The 19,784-nt window shown below is 66.1% G+C and carries 18 protein-coding genes and 1 pseudogene; 12 read left to right on the top strand and 7 right to left on the bottom strand.

Features of this window, described 5'->3' with window-relative positions; all coding sequences use genetic code 11:
• Positions 1–45 precede the first annotated feature (45 nt).
• The 4 genes from AP234_RS16735 (at position 46) to AP234_RS36295 (ending at position 8,010) form a co-directional block, all read left to right on the top strand.
• A complete protein-coding gene (locus AP234_RS16735) occupies positions 46–1,605 on the top strand; it encodes a peptide ABC transporter substrate-binding protein (RefSeq protein ID WP_055480588.1) in 1,560 nt (519 codons plus the stop codon).
• A 110-nt stretch (positions 1,606–1,715) separates the two neighbouring features.
• The gene (locus AP234_RS16730; protein WP_055480587.1) at positions 1,716–2,051 is read left to right on the top strand and encodes a hypothetical protein; all 336 of its coding nucleotides are present in this window, start codon (positions 1,716–1,718) and stop codon (positions 2,049–2,051) included.
• A gap of 472 nt (positions 2,052–2,523) precedes the next feature.
• The gene (locus AP234_RS35055) at positions 2,524–6,843 is read left to right on the top strand and encodes a DNRLRE domain-containing protein (RefSeq protein WP_083502171.1); all 4,320 of its coding nucleotides are present in this window, start codon (positions 2,524–2,526) and stop codon (positions 6,841–6,843) included.
• A 75-nt stretch (positions 6,844–6,918) separates the two neighbouring features.
• Positions 6,919–8,010: a DUF6461 domain-containing protein gene (locus tag AP234_RS36295; RefSeq protein ID WP_152990453.1), complete on the top strand. Its 1,092-nt coding sequence runs from the start codon at positions 6,919–6,921 to the stop codon at positions 8,008–8,010.
• A 138-nt stretch (positions 8,011–8,148) separates the two neighbouring features.
• On the opposite strand, the gene AP234_RS16715 is transcribed toward AP234_RS36295, so the two are convergent.
• Positions 8,149–8,733 carry a transposase family protein gene (locus AP234_RS16715; RefSeq protein ID WP_055480584.1) on the bottom strand — a complete coding sequence of 195 codons (585 nt, stop codon included), beginning with the start codon at positions 8,731–8,733 and terminating at the stop codon, positions 8,149–8,151.
• Between the two features lie 31 nt (positions 8,734–8,764).
• Positions 8,765–9,181 (bottom strand): annotated as a pseudogene (locus tag AP234_RS36290) (DUF6444 domain-containing protein); the annotation flags it as partial.
• A gap of 72 nt (positions 9,182–9,253) precedes the next feature.
• Here AP234_RS36290 and AP234_RS39210 point away from each other — a divergent pair.
• Entirely contained in the window at positions 9,254–9,379 is a 126-nt protein-coding gene (locus tag AP234_RS39210) for a hypothetical protein (RefSeq protein WP_268778063.1), read from the top strand.
• A gap of 98 nt (positions 9,380–9,477) precedes the next feature.
• On the opposite strand, the gene AP234_RS16705 is transcribed toward AP234_RS39210, so the two are convergent.
• The 3 genes from AP234_RS16705 to AP234_RS16695 all read right to left on the bottom strand — a co-directional run bounded on the left by AP234_RS16705 (position 9,478) and on the right by AP234_RS16695 (position 11,979).
• Positions 9,478–10,770 (bottom strand): C40 family peptidase, encoded by a 1,293-nt coding sequence (locus tag AP234_RS16705; protein WP_063842960.1) that lies wholly within the window; start codon positions 10,768–10,770, stop codon positions 9,478–9,480.
• Between the two features lie 154 nt (positions 10,771–10,924).
• Positions 10,925–11,425: a transcription elongation factor GreA gene (gene greA, locus AP234_RS16700; RefSeq protein ID WP_055480581.1), complete on the bottom strand. Its 501-nt coding sequence runs from the start codon at positions 11,423–11,425 to the stop codon at positions 10,925–10,927.
• Between the two features lie 98 nt (positions 11,426–11,523).
• A complete protein-coding gene (locus tag AP234_RS16695; RefSeq protein WP_055480764.1) occupies positions 11,524–11,979 on the bottom strand; it encodes a DUF4307 domain-containing protein in 456 nt (151 codons plus the stop codon).
• 142 nt (positions 11,980–12,121) lie between these two features.
• Between AP234_RS16695 and mca the strand changes: the two genes are divergently transcribed.
• The 3 genes from mca to AP234_RS16685 are packed head-to-tail and all read left to right on the top strand — an operon-like array spanning position 12,122 to position 13,467.
• A complete protein-coding gene (gene mca / locus AP234_RS16690; RefSeq protein ID WP_055480580.1) occupies positions 12,122–13,003 on the top strand; it encodes a mycothiol conjugate amidase Mca in 882 nt (293 codons plus the stop codon).
• A gap of 9 nt (positions 13,004–13,012) precedes the next feature.
• Positions 13,013–13,180, top strand: coding sequence for a hypothetical protein (locus AP234_RS37275; protein WP_160330457.1), 168 nt, complete (start codon positions 13,013–13,015; stop codon positions 13,178–13,180).
• Positions 13,177–13,467 (top strand): GNAT family N-acetyltransferase, encoded by a 291-nt coding sequence (locus AP234_RS16685; RefSeq protein WP_055480579.1) that lies wholly within the window; start codon positions 13,177–13,179, stop codon positions 13,465–13,467. The genes AP234_RS37275 and AP234_RS16685 overlap by 4 nt, the downstream gene beginning before the upstream one ends.
• Before the next feature lie 21 nt (positions 13,468–13,488).
• Here AP234_RS16685 and AP234_RS16680 read toward each other — a convergent pair whose 3' ends face one another.
• Complete coding sequence (locus tag AP234_RS16680; protein WP_055480578.1) at positions 13,489–14,667, bottom strand: hypothetical protein; 1,179 nt, start codon at positions 14,665–14,667, stop codon at positions 13,489–13,491.
• 162 nt (positions 14,668–14,829) lie between these two features.
• Between AP234_RS16680 and AP234_RS16675 the strand changes: the two genes are divergently transcribed.
• The 3 genes from AP234_RS16675 (at position 14,830) to AP234_RS16670 (ending at position 17,344) form a co-directional block, all read left to right on the top strand.
• On the top strand, positions 14,830–16,827 hold the full coding sequence (locus AP234_RS16675) for a thioredoxin domain-containing protein (RefSeq protein WP_235558203.1): 1,998 nt from the start codon (positions 14,830–14,832) through the stop codon (positions 16,825–16,827).
• Positions 16,828–16,895: 68 nt separating this feature from the next.
• Positions 16,896–17,048: a hypothetical protein gene (locus AP234_RS37270; RefSeq protein ID WP_160330456.1), complete on the top strand. Its 153-nt coding sequence runs from the start codon at positions 16,896–16,898 to the stop codon at positions 17,046–17,048.
• 11 nt (positions 17,049–17,059) lie between these two features.
• Positions 17,060–17,344, top strand: coding sequence for a hypothetical protein (locus AP234_RS16670; RefSeq protein ID WP_152990452.1), 285 nt, complete (start codon positions 17,060–17,062; stop codon positions 17,342–17,344).
• A gap of 103 nt (positions 17,345–17,447) precedes the next feature.
• On the opposite strand, the gene AP234_RS16665 is transcribed toward AP234_RS16670, so the two are convergent.
• Positions 17,448–18,584 (bottom strand): FAD-dependent monooxygenase, encoded by a 1,137-nt coding sequence (locus AP234_RS16665; protein ID WP_055480576.1) that lies wholly within the window; start codon positions 18,582–18,584, stop codon positions 17,448–17,450.
• 130 nt (positions 18,585–18,714) lie between these two features.
• Between AP234_RS16665 and AP234_RS16660 the strand changes: the two genes are divergently transcribed.
• Positions 18,715–19,758, top strand: a complete 1,044-nt coding sequence (locus AP234_RS16660) for a TetR/AcrR family transcriptional regulator C-terminal domain-containing protein (protein WP_055480575.1) — start codon at positions 18,715–18,717, stop codon at positions 19,756–19,758.
• Positions 19,759–19,784 lie beyond the last annotated feature (26 nt).

Genomic DNA, 19,784 nt, shown 5'->3' with positions numbered 1-19,784 from the left:
CTCTAGGATGATCTCCTTCTACGCATCACATTCAGGAGGGATCTCGTGGCCAAGCGAAAGTCCGCGGGGGCGGCGGCGATCTCCCTGCTCGCCTGTCTCACGCTGGAGGCGGCGGCGAACCCGGCACACGCGACCGGCGACACGGAGATCACGGTCGCGACCTGCGACCTCTATTACACGATTACACCAGGAAACGCGGTCCCCTGCGGTGGCGACGTGCTGGACGCGCTGTTCACCGGCCTGATCGAGTACGTCCCCGGGACCTCCCGGTCGCGGTACGGCGTGGCCAAGTCGATCACCACCAAGGACAACCGGCGGTTCCGCGTCACGCTGCGCAAGGGCTGGAAGTTCCACGACGGCACCCCGGTCAGGGCGCGCAACTTCGTCGAAGCGTGGAACCTGGCCGCCAACGGCGGGAAGGCGATGAACGCCTTCCTGTTCGAGGAGATCAAGGGGTACGGCAAGCGGAGGATGTCCGGCCTGAAGGTGACCGGCGACCACACGTTCACGATCGAGCTCACCAAGCCGTTCGGACCGTTCCTGAAGAAGCTGGGCCACGTCGCATTCTCCCCGCTGCCCGACTCCGTGCTGAAGAGCCCCGCGTCGCTCACCAGGAAGCCGATCGGAAACGGCCCCTTCCGTGTCGTCAAATGGTCCCCCGGGGGCGAGTACGTGGTCGAGCGGTTCGACGGCTACGCCGGTACGGCCAAGCCGTACGTTTCGAAGATCACCTACCGGACGTACCGGAACGACGAGGCCGCCTACCGCGACCTGCTCGCGGGCGACCTGGACTTCCTCGGCACCATCCCCTACTCGAAGGGAGCCGGTTACAAGAAGGAGCTGGACGGCCGTGTGATCGCCCGGCCGGGCAACGTCATCACCGGCATCGGCATTCCCCGGAAGATCGCGGCGAACTACGACGTCCGCTGGGCGATATCGATGGCGATCGACCGGGAGGGCATCGCCAAGCGGCTCTGGAAGGGGATGCGGGTGCCCGCACGCTCGTGGGTCCCGCCGATCGCCGAAGGCGCACGCCGCGAAAGCTGCGGGCTGGCCTGCACGTACGACCCGGCCCGCGCCCGCAGAGTCCTGTCGCAGGTCAAGGGATTCAAGCTGCCGGCGAGCATTCCGCTCTATTACAACGCGGACGGCGGCCACCGTGCCTGGGTGACCGAGGTGGCGGCGAGCATCAACCGGACGTTCGGCGGCAGGCTGAAGGTCGTACCGAAGGCGAAACCCACGGTCAGCGCGTTCACGAAGGCCGCGTCGGCCGGAAAGCTGAACGGGATGCTCCAGATGGGCTGGCAGCTCGACTTCCCCCACATCCAGAACGTCCTCGGGCCGATGTACTCGACGGGCGGCTCGTACAACTACACGAACTTCCGGAACAAGAGGTTCGACGCCCTGCTCAAGACCGCGGACCGGCAGGTGTCCCCGTCTCTTGCGCTCAAGTACTACATGCGGGCGGAGACGATCATCGCCCACGATCTGCCGTTCATCCCGCTGTGGTTCACCCAGGACACGGCGGGCTATTCGAGCCGCGTCACGGCGGCGAAGCTGACGCCCTTCGGCTGGCTCGACCCCGTCTCCGTCAAGGCCGACTAACGGGCCGTCCACCGGCGTTCACCGGCGTTCACTGGGTTCGAGGGAGCGGAGCGGAAGGGAGCGAGGACCGCAAGCGAAGTCGCGAGCGCCGGGAGCTGGAGCTGCCCGGCATGCGCTACGTATTGACCCTGTCGTCGGTGCCGCGCAGGAGATTTTCGGGCGAGGGCACGGTGCGGGACTACTTGGCCACCGCGCACACGGAGGAGGACGCCGACCTGGTCGGTGCGATGCCGGCGTTCGAGCCGCGCCTGAACGTCGGCGTTCCTCATCGCCGCTCACGCACTTGGCGGGAAGAAACCACGATCGATCAGCACGTGGCCGGCCGTCGTGCTGCACAACAGGTGCACGGCCACCTCGCACAATCCGATCCCGCCCAGAGTGCCGGAGTACTGGCGGGCAGCCCTGACGGCATGGGTAAAGGGCTTCTCAGCGATCAGCTGTCGTGACGGAGCAGGGCTTTCCCGTTACTGAAAACGATCTTTACTTTTATAGCTTCCTTATGTCATGATCACTCCGGTTTTGTTCGTATCTGTTCGAAAGGCTGTGAGTGAAGACACGCCGATCATCGTCCGGCTTATCCATCCGGACGCGTCAACGCGCTGCCCTGATCACGGCACTGATGCTGCCGCTCTCGCTCATGAGCGCACCCGCGACCGCACAGGCCCCCACACCACCCCCGACCTCCTCCTCCGCCGCACCGGCAACACAACCCGATGCCACATCGGACCCAGACCTCAAAACCGCCTGGGAGAAAGCGGCCAAGTCCGGTAAGCCCGTGGAGGTCCCCGCCCGGTCCACCGAGAGGATGAAGGTCTGGGCGAACCCGACGGCAAGCATCTGCGCGCCGAGCTGCACACCCGGCCCGTACAACTCAAGAACCCCGCCAGCGGCGCATGGGAACCCATCGACACCCGCATCGTGACCCGCGACGGCAAGCTGCAGGCCGCCCGGGTCAAATCACCGCTGACCTTCGGCGGGCGCGGGACCAAGCACCTGGTATCGGCGAAGGGGGAGCAGGGCACGAGCGGCCTGGGGGTGACCCGGGCGCTGCCGGAACCGAAGATCTCCGGCAACACGATCACCTACCCCGACGCCGTGGCGCCGGGGGCGGACCTCGTGGTGATCGCCCAAGGCGACGGCTTCGTCTCCCAGGTGGTCTTCCGGCACAAGCCGACCGGCCCGGTGACCGTACGCCTGCCGCTCACCCTGCCCAAGGGCACCACGTTCGGTAAGACACCCCAGGGGTTGCCGCAGCTGAAGGACGCCAAGGGTAAGGCGGCGGCGGCGCCGATCGTGCTCACGGCGATGGACGCCAAGGTGGAAGCCGGCCCCGAGCAGGGCAAGACCTCCCGGGTCGACGCGCACGTGGAGATCTCCGGCGCGACATCGGAGCTGGTGTTCACCCCGGACGCCAAGTTCCTGGCCGACCCGACGGTGACCTACCCGGTGACCATCGCCGCCGCCTCCGAATGGTTCGGCGGCGGACAACCCGACGACGCCTGGGTCAACAAGAACGACCCCTACAGCAACCACGCCGCGGACGGATGGCTACGCGCAGGCACCACCTCCACCAGCGCGGACATCGCCCGCGTGTACCTGTGGTACGACCTCGACGCCCCGGAACTGGAGGGCGCCACCGTCGTCGATGCCGACCTGATCATCTGGAACTACAAGTCCGGCGGCCCCAACGGGGCCCTGTGCGGTGAAACCCTGGGGTCGGGCATCGTCGCCCAGCGGGTCACCTCCTACTGGGACACCGGGACTCTGGACTGGAACCACCAGCCGACCAGAGCCGGCGGCACCGAAGGACTCAACCAGGCCGGCTACAACTACGACGCCAGCGGCATCTGGTGCGCGAAGGACGAGGCGTTGTGGCATCAGGTCAAAACCATGGCCCGCGCCTGGATCGAACAGGGCGTACCCAACGAAGGGCTGGTGCTGCGAGCCTACAGCGAGACCGCAGCGATCAACTGGCGTCAGTACTACTCCAGCGAATACAGCGGTGGTGCACCGTACCCGGGCTACCGTCACCCTCCCACGCTCATCATCGAGTACGAGCCAAATACCATCACGCAAGAAGTCGTGATCCCCACGGTACGTGAAAATCTTTCTGATGAGGGGCAAATCCCTTATGAAGAAGCGATAGCCAACCAGCTCAACACGGATCCAATCCCGCCTACCGCTCCAGACGTGACGCTCGAACAAGCTCAAGCCATGATGGAGCAAGCCACTGATACCTACGAAGTCGATCCAGACGATTTGATCGATCTCTCTGAAGAAGATCCACCGGCTTCAGACGAGACGCCACCGTCTGTCATCGACACGCTTCCCTTGGCATCAGCCACCAATGTGAGCACGGATCAGTTCATTCAGGCGACATTTGATGAACCGGTCTCGGAGGTGTTGGTCACCGTTAGGGATTCCAACGGTACGATCGTATCAGGGGAATCTGCCATGGCCGGCGAGGAAAAGACGGTGATCTTCATACCGAGCCAAGCTTTGACAGAGAACACCGTCTATGTGGTCGAGGTGAGCGGAGCTCAGGACGCCAGCGGCAATAAGCTTAATGAGCGATATACGTGGTCATTCACGACTGGCGGAGGAGTAACCAGCCCGTCACCCACTCCCACAGAGTCCCCCACCGAACACACAGTTTCCCTACCAGTTCAGGTGGACATGTGGATCGACAACTGGGGCTCAGTAGAAACTGACGGATCCACCTTCTGGGCTGGGGTATACGACGACGATTACGACTCATCTCAGGCGATTGATCGTGCCTACCTTAAGTTCGATGCCTCGTCTCTCGCGGGCAAGACTGTCACCGATGCGAAGCTCGAGCTGTGGAACACCGAAGCCTACGGCTGTGGTAACAGCACCTCGGGTATAAAAGTACAACGCGTGACCGCAGAGTGGAGCGCTGACACTCTTAGCTGGGACAACCAGCCCTCTGCTACAGCCAATGGAGAATCGCTGGCCCGGGATCCGGGTGAATGCTCAGGAGTTGCACCGAGCGGCGGTCCAACCGTCTGGAGTTGGCCGATAACCGAGATCGTGCAAGCATGGGCATCGGGGCAAAGTAATTATGGCTTGTTACTACGAGGAGCTGATGAGTCCGCCTCGGCGCCTGAGTACGACCGAGGCTGGGAAGCTTCGGAAGCCGAATCTCCTACTCGTTCGCCAGTACTGAAAGTGACCTACGTCGATAGCACCGCTCCCAGTCCGGCGGCGACGCCGTCTCCAACACCAACTGATGGAGCGGACACGACACCTCCTACCGTGATCGACGTAAGCCCAAAGGACGGGTCGGAAGACGTTCCGCCTGACACACAGGTTCGAGTGACATTTAGCGAACCTGTCACTGCCGCAAAATTTTCACTGACAGAGCCGTTCACTGGAAGTGATGTTCCAGGCAGCATGTCAATGAACGCCACCAACACGGTGCTCACATTCACACCCAGCACCTCCTTGGACTTCATATACTATGCGGAGGTTACCGGAGCCAGGGATGCCGCAGGAAATGCGATAGAACCGTTCGCTTGGTCGTTCTCTATAATCGAATGGATGAGCGCGAAAGCGAACTCATCCTCGATCGCGAAAACCCCCGCTTCCGTGCCGGCCGTGAGTAAGGTATGGAATCGTTCCGTTATCGGTGGGAATAGTAAGATCGTCACGTCGATAACACCTCAACTGCAAGCAAAGGTGTCTGATCCTCTGCGCCGTCCTTCAACTTTCGAGTTCGAGGTCGAACACGATGTAAGGGAACATTCCCAAGGTACGGGGGTGATATGGTCCGGATCCGTCGACAATGTACCTTCAAAGTCCACTGCAGTCGCTCAGGTCCCGAAGGGGAAACTGGCTGACGGTTGGAAGGTCCGCTGGCATAGTCGCGCTATAACCGGCGGTATAACCGGGCCCTGGTCTCGCTGGAGCAGCATGACTATCCGGGCGAGAGCCACAGGTACTACCACGGAGAATCCCGTTCCCAAGCCCTCGAAGGCAGGAGTAGCACTCGCACCCAAAACCTTTCCCTATCACCGAGTCGATTGGGGTTCGTGCTACAAAGATCTACTCGCCCAGGTTAATAGAGCGAGAGCAGACAGTACGACCAGCTTCGGTCACACTACAAACCCCTACAACTGGTGTGCCGCCAAGAGGTATGGATTCCCGATTTATCTCCGTGTAGTCGACAGAAAAACGGGACAAATAATCCGCGAGGAATGGAGGGGTCAGGTTGACTTCACTCTCGCCGCTCGGGCCTATACCTATGCCGGGGGGAAGAAAGGATCGAACAACGCCGAGACGGATAAGCCCACAGGAAAGAAAAGTCGGGATATCACGTTCACGTGGCGTATCACCGGCGTCCAATACAAGGGCGATCTGAGTTATTTCTATCCGATGACCCTCAGGGCGGGCATCACAGTAAGCAGCAAGTGTCAGGTCAAAGACGGCCCCCAAGACAACGGGACTCCCGGGAAAAACTCCCTTTTCACAGAATGGATGAACAACGCCGAAGCTGAATGGACGATTCACTCGCCCAAAATCAGCGGAACAGGAAAGCATCTCTTAAGTACATGCGCGATCGTCCCCACTCTGGGATTCATGTCACCCAGAACCCCATTTACCCCCGGCGGTGACGTATCGCGCGATACTAAAATTCAGCATCCGGTCGTCAGATGTGACACTTCGGATCTGATCGAGAAATATACAGGCGGCTGCGCTCTCACCGACGTCACCCCCGTATTGATCTTCGATGCTACCAAGAGCATCAGCATTAAGGAATCGGCCAAGCATGTGTGGGATGCATACTATCATCCCGAATGGACGATACCGATCATGAATGGGAAGAAGGTCCCTGGCCGTGCCCCTTATGGCGTGCTGCATCGCACACTCGAGGGAGCCGTTCCCGGACTGGAAGATCCAGACGAGGCGCCGAGTGGTACGATAGCGAAAAACCGCGCGTATTCGATCAGCAAATGCCGAGAGAAGTGGCCTACAGTAAAGCCCAAGCAAGATGAGTTGGACTGCGATGAGTTCCCCTTCGCCAGCACGAAGGAAGGCTCCCTGTCAGCCAATGGAAACTTCTCCGCTAGATACATTTCCCACTCGGACAATCGAAAGTCGGGCAACCAGTTGGGCCTGTTCTATCAGCAGATGCGGCGACTCGGCAACGACCCGTTCTGGGTGTACGCGAATCCGCTTGCCGCTGATCGCGACGTGATGCCACCTCGCTGGCCATGATGGCCTAGCATGAATGTGGCCCGCCTGGATTCGGGCGGGCCACATTCCTTCCATTAAGGAGAACAGTTGCAGTCTGTGAACTCCAAGTATGCCAAGCTGCTCCAAGCGGGTCTTCCTGGCCATCTGTGCCTAACCTGGTGCGATGAACGCGACCTGGACGAGGTGGCGCGTAGGTTCGGCGCCGACGTGGAAACGGGGCTGTGGGCTGATGAAGAAGACATCGAAGAACTTGAAGAGGACATCGGTGGCGAGTTGGTCCAACTCTCAGTATTCGGTGACTGGACGCTCGCGTTCGAGTCGGAGGGCTACCAGGGCTCTCGAGACGTTGTCCTGAGATCGCTATCGCAGGGCGGCCGCGCCCTGAATATCTTTTGGAACGTCGAGTTGGACAGTTCCATCGCCTACGCCGTTGATGGGGTAATCGATACCATGTTCGATATTGATGGCGTGGAGCAACGATCGGGTGCCCGGCCGGCGGCGCTTGATGACGCCCTGGCCGAGGTGAATCTGCTTCAGGATCTGACAGCACCGGAGCGGAAAGCACGCGCCCTGGCTCTGGGTGAGAAGATCACTGGGCAGTCACTCACTCCCGAATGGTTGCGATCTCCCCGATATGTATTCCGAATCACCGATCCGCTTCCAAACTCCATTATACCCTTCGCCTACTTGCATCCCCGAGCATTCTTCCTGGATGAACCTGGATTCAGGCGAATCCTCGCCAACCCATCTCCCGAGATTGCACCTGCCGTCGTCAAAGAGTTGGTCTCGAATGTCATCAGGATAGCCGCAATTAAAGGCCCGATTCCGGTCAAAGTTTTGCAGATACTCGATCATGGCGAGCGATTTGAGGGCGAGCGGGAGCTTGTGCGTTCAGAACTGGGGCGCGAAGCCGAAGATGTACGGAGGAGGATGTTGAGGGATGCGCCTGACACTACGAAGAAGAACCAGTTGGATTTGACCAGCTGTGCCCTGGTAGTTCTCCAGAAGGCTTTGTACCCGGACCCGGCAGAGGCGGCAAACGCCGCATCCCATGCGGCCCTCCAACTCAGCGTTCCGACCAGGGAAGACTTCATGCGTCTGGTCGTGCTGAGCCGCCTAAGCGAGCGTATCGACTACGATCTCCGTCGCTCCTCCCGGCCTGGTCAACAGCGGTTTCCAGAGCGGTAGCGAAACGTAACTGCTCAGATAATCCGGTCTGGGTGTAGCTCTTTCTCAGGGACTGGTTGACCATAACTGTTAGGTCACCAAGATCGCCCTGTGTCGGCTTATGCGATTGCGGGCAGCCAGGGGCGGCCCTCGGCGAGTTCAACGAGGGCATGGAAGAGGCAGCAGAGGCGTGAACGCGGGGATCTCGTTGCTCTTGGCTGCGACCTGGGCTTGAGCCATCACCGTCTGGGTGTCGTGGCGGGTGGCGGCCAGCAGGTGGGCGACGCCGTTGCCGGTGCGGCTGCCGCGCAGGGTTTTGCCGTCCACGGCCAGGCCGAGTAGCGCCGCTCTGCCGTTCGCGGCGGCCGCTGGTGGTGCGGCGGTCAGCTTGGACAGGTAGGTGCAGGTCGCAGCGTCGAAGGTGTCGCCGTCCAGGCGGGCCAGCAGCCGTCCCAGGGTGGAGGCGGCCGGCCGTACGGTGACCGGGAGACCGATCCGGGCGCGTAGCTCGGGATCGTATCCGGCGATGAATCGGGTGATCTTCGCTAGGGAAGTCGCTCCGTCGAGCACGGCGAGCAGGGCTAACGCGAGCAGCGGGCCGAGTCGGTAGCGGCGTCCGCGGCGGCTGCGGGGGTCGGGTATGGCATCCAGCACCTCGGCCAGGGCGGGCAGGTCGGACAGCGGATCGCAGATGGTGACGTGCTCCAGGTGGCGGGAGAGCACGTCGATCGGGGATGATGGCACGCGAACGCGACCCCTGTTCTTGATCGACTGGCTAGACACCGACGATCACGAGGGTGTCAATGTGCGGTCGGCCCGGGGCGGAGGCGATCTCCTCACACGCGCGGGCCAAGAACCCCTCCAGCCGTCCAGCGGCCCGTTTGACCGCCTTCAGCACGCTCGCGCCCGAGACTGGGATGCCGAACACCTGCCGGTGCTCCATGCCGGCCTCGGGTGCGCCGGCCAGGTCACGGCCGCAGCTCCGGCACCGCTCGGGCTCGTGCCTCTCCCGCTTGTCCGGCCGATCGACCTGCATCAACGTCGCCCCTGGGGTCCCCTTCGGCCGCCCCGGCTTGCGCTGCCCGATCTTCCGCAGCGATCTCGGCGAGGGCTTGGCCAGCCCGTCCGAGCTCGGCGGCTTGGAGGAGTTACCCGAGTTCAGCCCCAGCCGAGCCTCCAACTCCGCGATCCGCGCGTTCGCCTTCCCAGCTCTGCGTCCAACCGCACCACCAGCGCTGCAAGCTCGTCATACGACGGTTTCGACGTGAGGGACGTGGAGACAAGGTCGAAGGGAACGTCAACAAACAGGCTCAAGGCCCTCAAGCGTCAGATGTACGGCCGCGCCAAGCTCGACCTGCTCCGCAAGCACCTGATCGGCTACACAGGCTAGCGCCACCCCGCGTAGCCGATCACGAAGTTCGCGCCAGAGCCACTACGGGTGGGTTACCGGACCCCGGCCAAGGTTCGTGGGGACCCCACCGGGGAGCGTCAGCGGACGCGGGCGGAGACCGCGGGGCTGACCCGCACCACGCCGGCGAGGTTCTTGGTGTAGATGGGGGCGATCTTGACCACGTCCCCGGTGCGCGGGGCGTGCAGCATCTTCCCGTCGCCCCAGTAGATCGCCACGTGGGAGATGTAGCGGGGGTTGGTCGGATCGTTGCGCCAGAACAGCAGGTCTCCGGGCCGGGCCTGGGAGAGCGGGATCTGCGGCCCCGACGCCCACTGCTGCGCGGCCACCCGCGGCATCCGCACCCCCGCCTGCCGGTAGGCCCACTGCACCAGTCCGGAGCAGTCGAAGCTGTTCGGGCCCTCGGCCCCCCAGACGTAGGGGCGGCCGAGCTTGCCGACGGCGGCACGCAGCGCGACCTGGAGCTGCTGGGGCGACATGAATGCGGTCGCCGGCCAGGCGGTCGTGCCGCGTGGGGCGACCACCACCGGGTTGATCGTCGCGACCTGGCTGCCCTTGGGCAGGATCTTCAGCAGCCGCCTGCGTAACTTCGCCGAGTCGACGTCGGGCGCGCTCACGACCATCGCGTTGCCCTCCGGGATGCCGAGCGACCGGGCGGTCCGCCGGGACACCACCGCGGCGATCGACCCCATCCCGACCGTGGCGTAGGCCCCGACCCGCAGCCGCAGTCCGCCCCCGTCGACCGTCGAACCGAGCTCGACGCCGCCGTCGTGGCCCAGTTCGAACGACACCGCCACGTCCCCGGCCGCGATGTTCTGCCACAGCCCGTCCGAGCCCGCCGTCTTCGACGGGGTGTACGCGCGGAACGTCGACGGATCGACGCCCATCGTCTGCACCCGCTTGCCGTCGATGTGCACCTCGGCGGCGTCGGTCACCTCGGCCGCCTTCACGCCTTTCTGGCGTCGGACCTTCGCCACGACCTCGGCCGCGAGCGGATGGGCGGACACCACGAAGAGATGCGGGGAGATCAGCCGCGTCAGCGGCGCCACCGGGTCGGCGACGCCGCCCTGCCGTTCGGCGTCGTTCCCGGGCCGTCCTTGCGTCCCTGAGTCACCGGTGCCCTCCCGGCCTCCGCCGGCCCGTTCCGCCGCCGCGACGTACCGGCTGTGCGGTCGCCGTACCACCGGCCCGTCGGCCTGCTCCGTGTCGTCCAATCGGAGGAGGATCACGAGATCGGCCACCAGGATCGACACCAGGAGCACGGCGATGAGGGAGACCGTTCTGCGCAGGCCCACGGCCCGGCGCACGGGGTCGACCGGGGTCCGCCGGGGGAGGACACGGGCCCGCGCTCGGCCATGGTCGAGCACGAGCACCCCCCTCTCCGCGGCATCGGGCGGATCCCGCCCGGGACATCCTGGTCCGTTCCAGGATGAGATTGCCGCAAGAGCCGGGAATCTCGCAATCCACGAGACTCCCGGCTCTTCGCCGGAAAGGGGAGTTTTCCGTTACTTCGCGCGCTCGGGTGGCTCAGTTGCCGACGTACGGCACGGCCTCGAGGATCTCGACGGTGTTCTGTCTGCCGTTGGGCAGCGTGTAGGTCGCCTTCTCGCCGATCTTCTTGCCGTTGATGGCGGATCCAAGGGGGGAGTTCGGCGAGTAGACGTCGATGGGGGAACCGCTCTCCTCGCGGGAGGCCAGCAGGAAGGTGACCTCCTCCTCGTCGCCGTCGAAGCGGACGGTGACGGTCATGCCGGGCCCGACGACGCCTTCGGTGCGGGGGGCCTCCCCGACCTTGGCGGTGTCCAGGATCTGACGCAGATGGAAGATCCTGGCCTCCATCTTGCCCTGCTCGTCCTTGGCGGCGTGGTAACCGCCGTTCTCCCTGAGGTCACCCTCTTCCCGGGCGGCTTCGATCTTCTTGGCGATCTCAATGCGACCCGGGCCAGAAAGCTCTTCGTACTCCTTCTTGAGACGGTCGTACGCCTCTTGCGTCAGCCAGGTGACGTTTTCGTTCTGGGAGACGGCCACGGGCTCTCCTTGTTTCCGTAAGTGACTCGAAAGATGGGTCGTGTCCCCTCTGATATGCGGAGACCCTACCCGTCTTCGAACGCTTCCCAAAGATTCCACTATACGAGATCGCAGTAGTCGACATAGACCGCCGTGGCCTGCGAACTCGTCTTCAGCCGTTCCTTCAGGGTCAGTTCTGCCTTACCCGCGGGAACATCGATCACGCGGCTGCCGACCTCCGCGTGCCCGGTATCCAGCGCCCGCAGACGGCAGGTCGCCGCGCGGTCGGCGGGCTTGTGCACGGTGAAGGTGATCTCGGCGGAATCGGCCGCGCTCGCGTCGAAGGTGATCACCTGAGGCGTCACCAGGGGGTTGCCGGTGGCGGTCAGCATGACGTACCCCCAGCCGCCGGCGAGGACGGCGACGACCAGGCCGATGACGACATATACCAGGAAACCTCCGCGGCGCCGCGGGCGCGGCGGGAACTCTTCAGGCGTGCCGAGGATGGGCCGGTCCCCGGCCGCTTCCGCACGGGCTCCCGTGGCCGCCCCGGCAGCGGCCTTGTCGCTGGGCATCGCGGAATCTCCCTGATGTTCGTCGGTGTTGTGCGAGACGATCGTCTGTGAGCCGTGGCTCCGGAGCGCGAAGCGGATCCGGAACATGTGGCTCATTAGAAGCTAACCTCTTCTGCGGACCCAGCACACCATGAGGAGAGTCGTGAGTGCATCGTTGAGGCTGATGGCCGTGCACGCGCATCCCGACGACGAGTCGAGCAAGGGCGCGGCGACGATGGCCAGGTACGTCGCGGAGGGCGTGGAGGTCCTCGTCGTGACCTGTACCGGAGGTGAACGCGGCTCCATCCTGAACCCGAAGATGGATCGGCCCGACATCCTGGAGAACATCGGCGAGGTCCGCCGGCAGGAGATGGCGAAGGCGCGTGAGATCCTCGGCGTCGAGCAGCGTTTCCTCGGTTTCGTCGACTCGGGACTTCCCGAGGACGAGAACGAGCCGCTCCCCGATGGCTGCTTCGCCGTCCAACCACTGGAGACCGCCTCGGCCCCCCTCGTCGCCGCCGTACGGGAGTTCCGCCCCCACGTGATCTTGACGTACGACGACAACGGCGGCTACCCGCACCCCGACCACATCATGACGAACCGGGTGTCCATCGAGGCCTTCGAGGCGGCCGGGGACCCGGACCGCTACCCCGGCACCGGCGATCCGTGGCAGCCGCTGAAGCTCTACTACCACATGGGCTTCACCCGGGAGCGCTTCGAGGCGCTGCACGAGGCGATGACCGCGCGCGGGATCGGCTCGCCGTACGGCGACTGGATCGCCCGCTGGGAGGACCGCCCGCAGAAGTGGGACGTCACCACGAGGGTGCCGTGCGCCGCCTACTTCGAGACCAGGGACCGCGCGCTGCTCGCGCACGCCACCCAGGTCGATCCGGACGGGTTCTGGTTCGTCTGCCCCCGCGAGGTCCAGGAGGAGGTCTGGCCGACCGAGGACTACCACCTCGCGAGGTCCCTGGTCGACACCACTCCGCCGGAGGACGACCTCTTCACGGGGATCCACGCGGAGGTCTCCCCTACCTGCTCATAAGCTGGAGGGGTGGAGCAAACGAATTACGGCCCGGGGATCCTCGCGTTCCTCGTCATCGCCGCAATCGGTCTGGCCCTGTTCTTCCTGATCAAGTCGATGAACCGGCAGATCGCCAAGATCCAGACACCGGACGACAGGCACGAGAACGGCACGCGGACGAACGGCGGCGACAAATGATCGAGGTCGCCCACAACCCTGAGGCGTCGCGATACGAGATCAGGGTGGACGGGGTCCTCGCGGGCTTCGCCGACTACCGGCTGAGGCCCGGTGGGAGGATCGTCATCACCCACACGGAGATCGGCGAGGAGTTCGGGGGCAGGGGACTGGGCAGCACGCTCGTCCGCGAAGCCCTCGACTCCGCGCGGGCCGCCGAGCTCACGGTCACCCCGCTGTGCCCCTTCGTGGCCGAATACATCCGGCGCCACCCGGAATATCAGGACCTGGTGGACAGGCCCGAGTCGTGACCGGCCCGAGCCCACGCCGCCTTACCGCACCGACCAGGCACGTTCGAGGGCCTTGGGCAGCCCCCACCAGCCGAGCGGGGTGAACACCTCGGCCTTGTCGACGATGCCGAGATGCGCCCACAGAGGCGTGACGGCCGTGAACAGCATCTCGGTCGCCTCCAGATCCTCCGGCTCGTCCGGCTCGACGTCGACGTCCTCGGAGTCGGCGATGAACCGGGCGATCCGCTCGGGCGAGGCGAGCACGCCGGGGCCGTACCGGGCCAGCGTGATCACCGTGGCGAGCCAGTCGGCGTGGTTGATCGCGCACAGCGAGGCGAGGATCGAGTCCTCGTGGCTGAGCTCGCGGTCCAGGTCGAAGAACCGGGCGGCGTCCTCCTCGTCCGGGAGATCGGAGATCGGGGCGGCGATCCCGGCGGCGACGGTGAGCCACAGGTCCTCGTCGCACTCGGGCAGCGCGTCCGCGTCCGGAATCCCGCCTTCCGGCAGATCCTCGTCCAGCCCGGCCACGGCACGCAGGATGTTGCCCGGATAGCCGGGGCGGGTCAGCGTGACACGCAGCCGCGCCGCGGCCGACCGGAGATCGGCCGCGGGGAAGGGCGGCTCCGGCAGGTCCGCCAGCACCCGGCGCAGCTCGCTCAGCGCGAAGGCCTCCTCCTCGTCCCAGGCCGCGAAGAGCTCCTGATCCTGCTCGTCGTTGACCACCACGTTCGGCACGCGACCGTCGGGAAGCGGCGTGCCGAGCCAGCGTTCCTGAAGTTCCTCGTAGGCGTCCCTCGCTCGCTGGTCGCCCGCGGCCAGCGCGTCCGCGTCGATCTCGCCGGAGGCCAGCCGTTCCTCCAGGAACGCCACCAGCCGCTCGTACATCTCGGTCGCCACCGGACCACGCTCGTCCTCTTCCGGCCAGAGGAAGTAGCTGCGGGTCAGCATGATCGGCTCGGTCCCGCTCGACTCCAGCCAGTGCCGTACCTCGCCCACCGTGGCGACGCCGGACTCGATCTTCGTGAGCATCGCCTTGGCCGACTCCCAGAACACGGTCGACAGCGGGTTGCCCGCCGCGGCGAGTTCCCTGCGCAGGTCGGGAAGGGAGACCAGGGCCTGCCCAGAGGGCACGGCCAGCAGCGCCCGCGCCACGTCCCGCCGGGTCAGCGCGGACGGCGCGCGTCCCGAATGCCTTACGGCGAAGTCCAGATCCAGCCCCACGCCCAGTGAGCCTACGCCCGCCGTCGGCGGAACACATCCCCCCGGGTCCCCCTGACGTCTCTCGCCCTCGTAAGGGAACGATCATCCCCGCTTTGCCCTCGGCCGTACGGCTCACGCAGACTGGAGAGGCCAGCACCGCGCATGCCGGAGAGGATGATCCGAGTGAACCGGCTGAAGGACGCGACCAGTCCCTATCTGCTGCAGCACGCGGGCAACCCGGTCGACTGGTTCGCCTGGGGCGAGGAGGCGTTCGAGGAGGCCCGGCGACGTGACGTCCCGCTGCTGATCAGCGTGGGCTACTCGGCGTGCCACTGGTGTCATGTGATGGCGCACGAGTCGTTCGAGGACGAGGCGACGGCCCGGCTCATGAACGAGCTGTTCGTGAACGTGAAGGTCGACCGCGAGGAGCGGCCCGACGTCGATGCCGTCTACATGGCCGCCACGCAGGCCATGACCGGTCAGGGCGGCTGGCCGATGACCGTGTTCGCCACCCCGGAGGGACATCCGTTCTATACCGGGACGTACTTCCCCAGGCCCCATTTTCAGCAGCTGCTGCGGGGAGTCGCCCAGGCGTGGCGGGAAGACCGCCCGGGCGTCGTCGCCCAGGGCTCGAAGGTGGTGGACGCGCTGGGCGATCGGTCCGCGCTGCCCTCCGGTCCGCTGCCCGACGCGCAGCTTCTCGGCCATGCCGTACGCAACCTCGCGGAGAGCTTCGACGAACGGCGCGGCGGCTTCGGCGGCGCGCCCAAGTTCCCGCCGTCGATGGTCCTGGAGTTCCTTCTCCGGCACGCCGCGGCCACCGGCGGTGACGGCATGACCATGGTCGACAGGACCATGGAGGCGATGGCCAGGGGCGGCATCTACGACCAGCTCGGCGGCGGCTTCGCCCGCTACTCGGTGGACGCCGGCTGGGTGGTGCCGCACTTCGAGAAGATGCTCTACGACAACGCCCTCCTGCTGCGGGTCTACGCCCACTGGTGGCGCTCGACCGGCGCGCCGCCGGCGCGGCGGGTCGCGCTGGAGACCGCCGACTGGCTGCTGCGCGAGATGCGCACGCCGGAGGGCGGCTTCGCCTCCGCGCTGGACGCCGACAGCGCGGGCCCGGACGGCGGCCACGGCGAGGGGCTGTTCTACGTCTGGACGCCCGACCTGCTCCACGAGGTGCTCGGCGCGGAGGACGGCGCCTGGGCGGCCGCGCTGTTCGAGGTCACGGCGGCGGGCACGTTCGAACACGGGACGTCCGTGCTCCAACTCCTCACCGACCCCGACGATCCGGCCCGGTTCGACCGGGTCCGTACGGCACTGCTCGCGGCACGCGAGCGGCGGCCCAGGCCGGGGCGGGACGACAAGGTGGTCGCCGCGTGGAACGGCCTGGCGATCGCCGCGCTGGCCGAGGCGGGCACGCTCTTCCAGCGTCCCGATCTGATCGACGCCGCACGCGGCGCGGCCGAGCTCCTCGCCGAGCTGCACGTCACGGCACGGGGCCCGGCGCGGCTGCTGCGGACCTCGCGTGACGGGCGGGCGGGCGCCAACGCCGGCGTGCTGGAGGACTACGCGAACGTCGCGGAGGGCTATCTCACGCTCTACGGCATCACGGGCGAGACCAGATGGTTCCACATGGCGGAGGACCTCCTGGAGACCGTGCTCACCCACTTCCCCGACGGGTCGGGCGGCTTCTTCGACGTGCCCGACGATGGCGAACGGCTGTTCCAGCGGCCACAGGATCCGACCGACAACGCCTCGCCGTCGGGTCAGTTCGCGGCGGCCGGAGCGCTGCTGTCGTACGCCGCGCTCACCGGCTCGGCGCGGCACCGGGAGGCTGCCGAGGCGGCACTCGGCGCGGTCTCCGTGCTCGCCGGGAAGTTCGCCAGGTTCGCCGGCTGGGGTCTCGCCGTCGCCCAGGCCGCGTTGTACGGCCCGGCGGAGGTGGCGATCGTCGGGCCGCCCGGCCACCCCGGGACCGAGGCGCTGCACCGGGCCGCCGTGCTGGCCGCCACCCCCGGCCTGGTCATCGCGCGTGGCGACGGCGCCGCCGACGTACCGCTCCTGGAGGGACGCGGCCTGATCGGCGGCGAGCCCGCGGCGTACGTCTGCCGCCGGTTCACCTGTCGTGCCCCCGTCACCTCCCCCGCCGACCTCCGCGCGGAACTCGCCCACTGAGCAGATCGCGGCGGGCGGTCGCACAAGCGTGCGTCACGTACCGTGCTCGTAGGGTAACGTTCAGTGCCATGCCTCCCCCCCTGCATGACACGCTCAACCTGATGTTCCGCAACCGGCCGCAGCTCGCCGTGGAAATGCTGCGCGACCATCTCGGTGTCGACGTGCCCGGCGGGCTTCCGGTCACGCATATCGCCTGGCATCACATGCTGCCCGACGCGTGATGGAGAAGATCATGGAATCAGCTTCGGCCACCTGGCCGGTCTACAGCCCCTTCGCCCGCAAGCACTTCGGCGCGGGCAAGACAGAAGGCCTCGCGGAAGGCCTCGCAAAGGGTGAGGCCAGGGCGGTGCTGACCATCCTGGAGGTGCGGGGCATTCCCGTCTCCGACGCCGAGCGCGCCCGCATCACCGCCTGCTCGGACCTCAAGCAGCTCGACGAGTGGGCCCGGCGCGCCGTCACCGTCACCTCCACCGGCGACCTGTTCACCGACGAACAGGAGGAACGCCCGGCCGGATAGCCGGGCCCGCGGCCAAAGCCCTCCTCCGTAGATCCATGGCGCTGCGCCAGGCAGATCATCGAGCGATGTCCAGGAGCCGTTACCGATGGGTGAAGGTGGCGGCTCAGGGGGCGACCGAGGTGTCGGCGTCCAGGGAGATGGAGTGCTTGGCCCGTTCGACCGACTCCTCTCTGGCGGGACCACCCGGGTTCTCGGTGGCCAGCGCCTGGTTGAGCACGACGAACGGGCGCATCCGCTGTTCGTAGGCGGCGAAGGCGGAAGCATGGTCCGCGCCGCGCCGGCCGAGCTCAGCGGCGAGCACGTAGGCGCCGACCAAGGCCAGGCTGGTGCCCTGGCCGGACAGGGGTGAAGCGCAGTAGCCGGCGTCGCCGACCAGCGCGACCCGCCCGGCGGTCCAGTGATCCATCTGAATCTGCGCCATCGCGTCGAAATAGAAGTCCGCCGCGTCGGTCATGGCGGTCAGCAGCTTCGGCGTCTCCCAACCTGTGCCCGCCAGCCGCTCGGTGATCATTCGCTTCTGCTGCCGCGCGTCCCGGTGGTCGTACTCCACCGGATCGGCGGACATGAACCCGAGCGTGACCCGCAGCTCGGTGTTGTCACGTACCGGGTAGATGGCGCCGCCGACGCCGGAGGGCTCGTCCCTGAACCACATCTGCCAGTTGTCGAGCCCCAGGAAGTTGGCCATCGGGAAGATCGCGAGGTATTGACCGAGATACCTGCTGAACCGGTGCTCCGGGCCGAAGGCCAGCCGCCGCACGCTCGAGTGCATGCCGTCCGCGCCCACGACGAAATCGAAGGTACGGCTGCCGCCGCGCTCGAACTCGACCCGGACCCCGTGCTCGTCCTGTTCAAGGGTGCTGATCGAGTCGTTGAAGACGTACTCCACCCGGTCCCCGGTCGCCTCGTGCAGCATCGCGACCAGGTCCTCACGCAGCAGTTCGACGTCCTCGCCGTCCAGTCTGCCACTGCCGAAGGTGTGTTCCTCGGACCGGAACAGCTCGTTGCCGTGACCGTCCAGCATGGACATGCCACGCATCCGGGTGCGTGCGGCCCGCATCCGCTCGCCGAGGCCCATGCGGTCCATCACGTCGAGCGCGACACCACGGATGTCGACCGCCTGACCGCCGGTCCGCGGGCCGGATGCCCGCTCCACCACCGTCACCGAGAAGCCCTCGCGTCGAAGCCAGTAGGCCAGCGCCTCGCCGGCGACGCCTGCCCCGGAGATCAGGACCTTCCGCATGGCGCTCCTCCAGTTTTCGTACGCTGTACGCGTGCAATGACCACGCACCAACCATGCCACTACATTGTCGAACAGGCGATTTCTGTGCTAGTACAGAGGATTATCTGTACTAGCACAGAACGGAGTGGGAATGTCGGCGGAGCCGCCCTACCTGAGCATCGCCGCTGAACTGCGGCGCCGGATCACACGGGGAGAGCTGATGCCGGGCGCCAAGGTGCCCTCCATCCGCGGAATCGCCGCCGAATGGGGGGTCGCGACGGCCACGGCCGCCAAGGCGCTCGCCACGTTGCGTCAGGAGGGGCTGGTCCGGACGGAGCCCCGCTCCGGCAGCGTGGTCGTCCGATCGGGCCAGGCACGATCGGCCGAGGCTCGATCGACGGTGCACGCGCCCGCCCACCAGACCGTCCGCCCGGCCGTCCGTGGGACGGCCCACCGATCCGGCCGACGCGACCGGCAGCAGGATCTCAGCCGTGAGCGGGTCGTGCGGGCCGCCATCGCGATCGCCGACGCCGAAGGGCTGGCCTCTCTGTCCATGCGCAGCGTCGCGGCCCGGCTCGGGGTCGCGACGATGGCGCCATATCGGTATGTGGCCGGTAAGGACGAACTGATCGTGCTGATGGCCGACACCGCGTTCGGCGAACTCGGCTACCCGGCCCGGCCGCCGGCGGGTTGGCGCGCACGCCTGGAGCTCGGCGCGCGCACGCTGTGGTCGCTCTACCGGCGGCACCCGTGGCTGGCCCAGCTCAGCCCGATCACCAGGCCGCTGCCGCTGCCCAACCTGGCGACGCACGCGGAGTGGGCGCTCGTCGCGCTCGACGACCTCGGTCTGGATGCGACGGCCATGTGCGACCTGCACGTGCTGTTCTTCAGCTATGTGCAGGGCATCGCCGTCCACCTGGAACGCGAACAGCACGCACTCGGCTCATCGGGAATGTCGGAGGAGCAGTGGGCGGACAGGCAGACGCCCGCGATGGAGGCGATCACCGGCTCCGGCCGCCACCCGACGTTCGCGAGGATGCTCGCCACCCTGTCCACGGAGGGCTACGACCTGATCCTTGACGACCTGTTCGAGCTGGGGCTGCGCGCGCTGCTCGACGGCCTGGCCGTACGGCTCGGCCTGCACGACGACGGCGACGGCCGGACAGACCCGACGCGAGGACCACGACACCGCTGATCGCATGCGTGGGCCCGAGAGCCGGG

This window comes from Sphaerimonospora mesophila (genome assembly GCF_001417795.1).
Lineage (GTDB): Bacteria > Actinomycetota > Actinomycetes > Streptosporangiales > Streptosporangiaceae > Sphaerimonospora > Sphaerimonospora mesophila.
Note: the sequence above shows the minus strand (reverse complement) of the source record. Positions and strands in the feature narration are given on the sequence as shown.

Coding starts and splice junctions, on each gene's coding strand:
- AP234_RS16730 (WP_055480587.1), top strand. CDS start 1,716: ATGCGCTACGTATTGACCCTGTCGTCGGTGCCGCGCAGGAGATTTTCG.
- AP234_RS16665 (WP_055480576.1), bottom strand. CDS start 18,584: ATGCGGAAGGTCCTGATCTCCGGGGCAGGCGTCGCCGGCGAGGCGCTG.
- AP234_RS16660 (WP_055480575.1), top strand. CDS start 18,715: ATGTCGGCGGAGCCGCCCTACCTGAGCATCGCCGCTGAACTGCGGCGC.
- AP234_RS16670 (WP_152990452.1), top strand. CDS start 17,060: ATGGAATCAGCTTCGGCCACCTGGCCGGTCTACAGCCCCTTCGCCCGC.
- AP234_RS37270 (WP_160330456.1), top strand. CDS start 16,896: ATGCCTCCCCCCCTGCATGACACGCTCAACCTGATGTTCCGCAACCGG.
- AP234_RS16685 (WP_055480579.1), top strand. CDS start 13,177: ATGATCGAGGTCGCCCACAACCCTGAGGCGTCGCGATACGAGATCAGG.
- AP234_RS16695 (WP_055480764.1), bottom strand. CDS start 11,979: ATGCCCAGCGACAAGGCCGCTGCCGGGGCGGCCACGGGAGCCCGTGCG.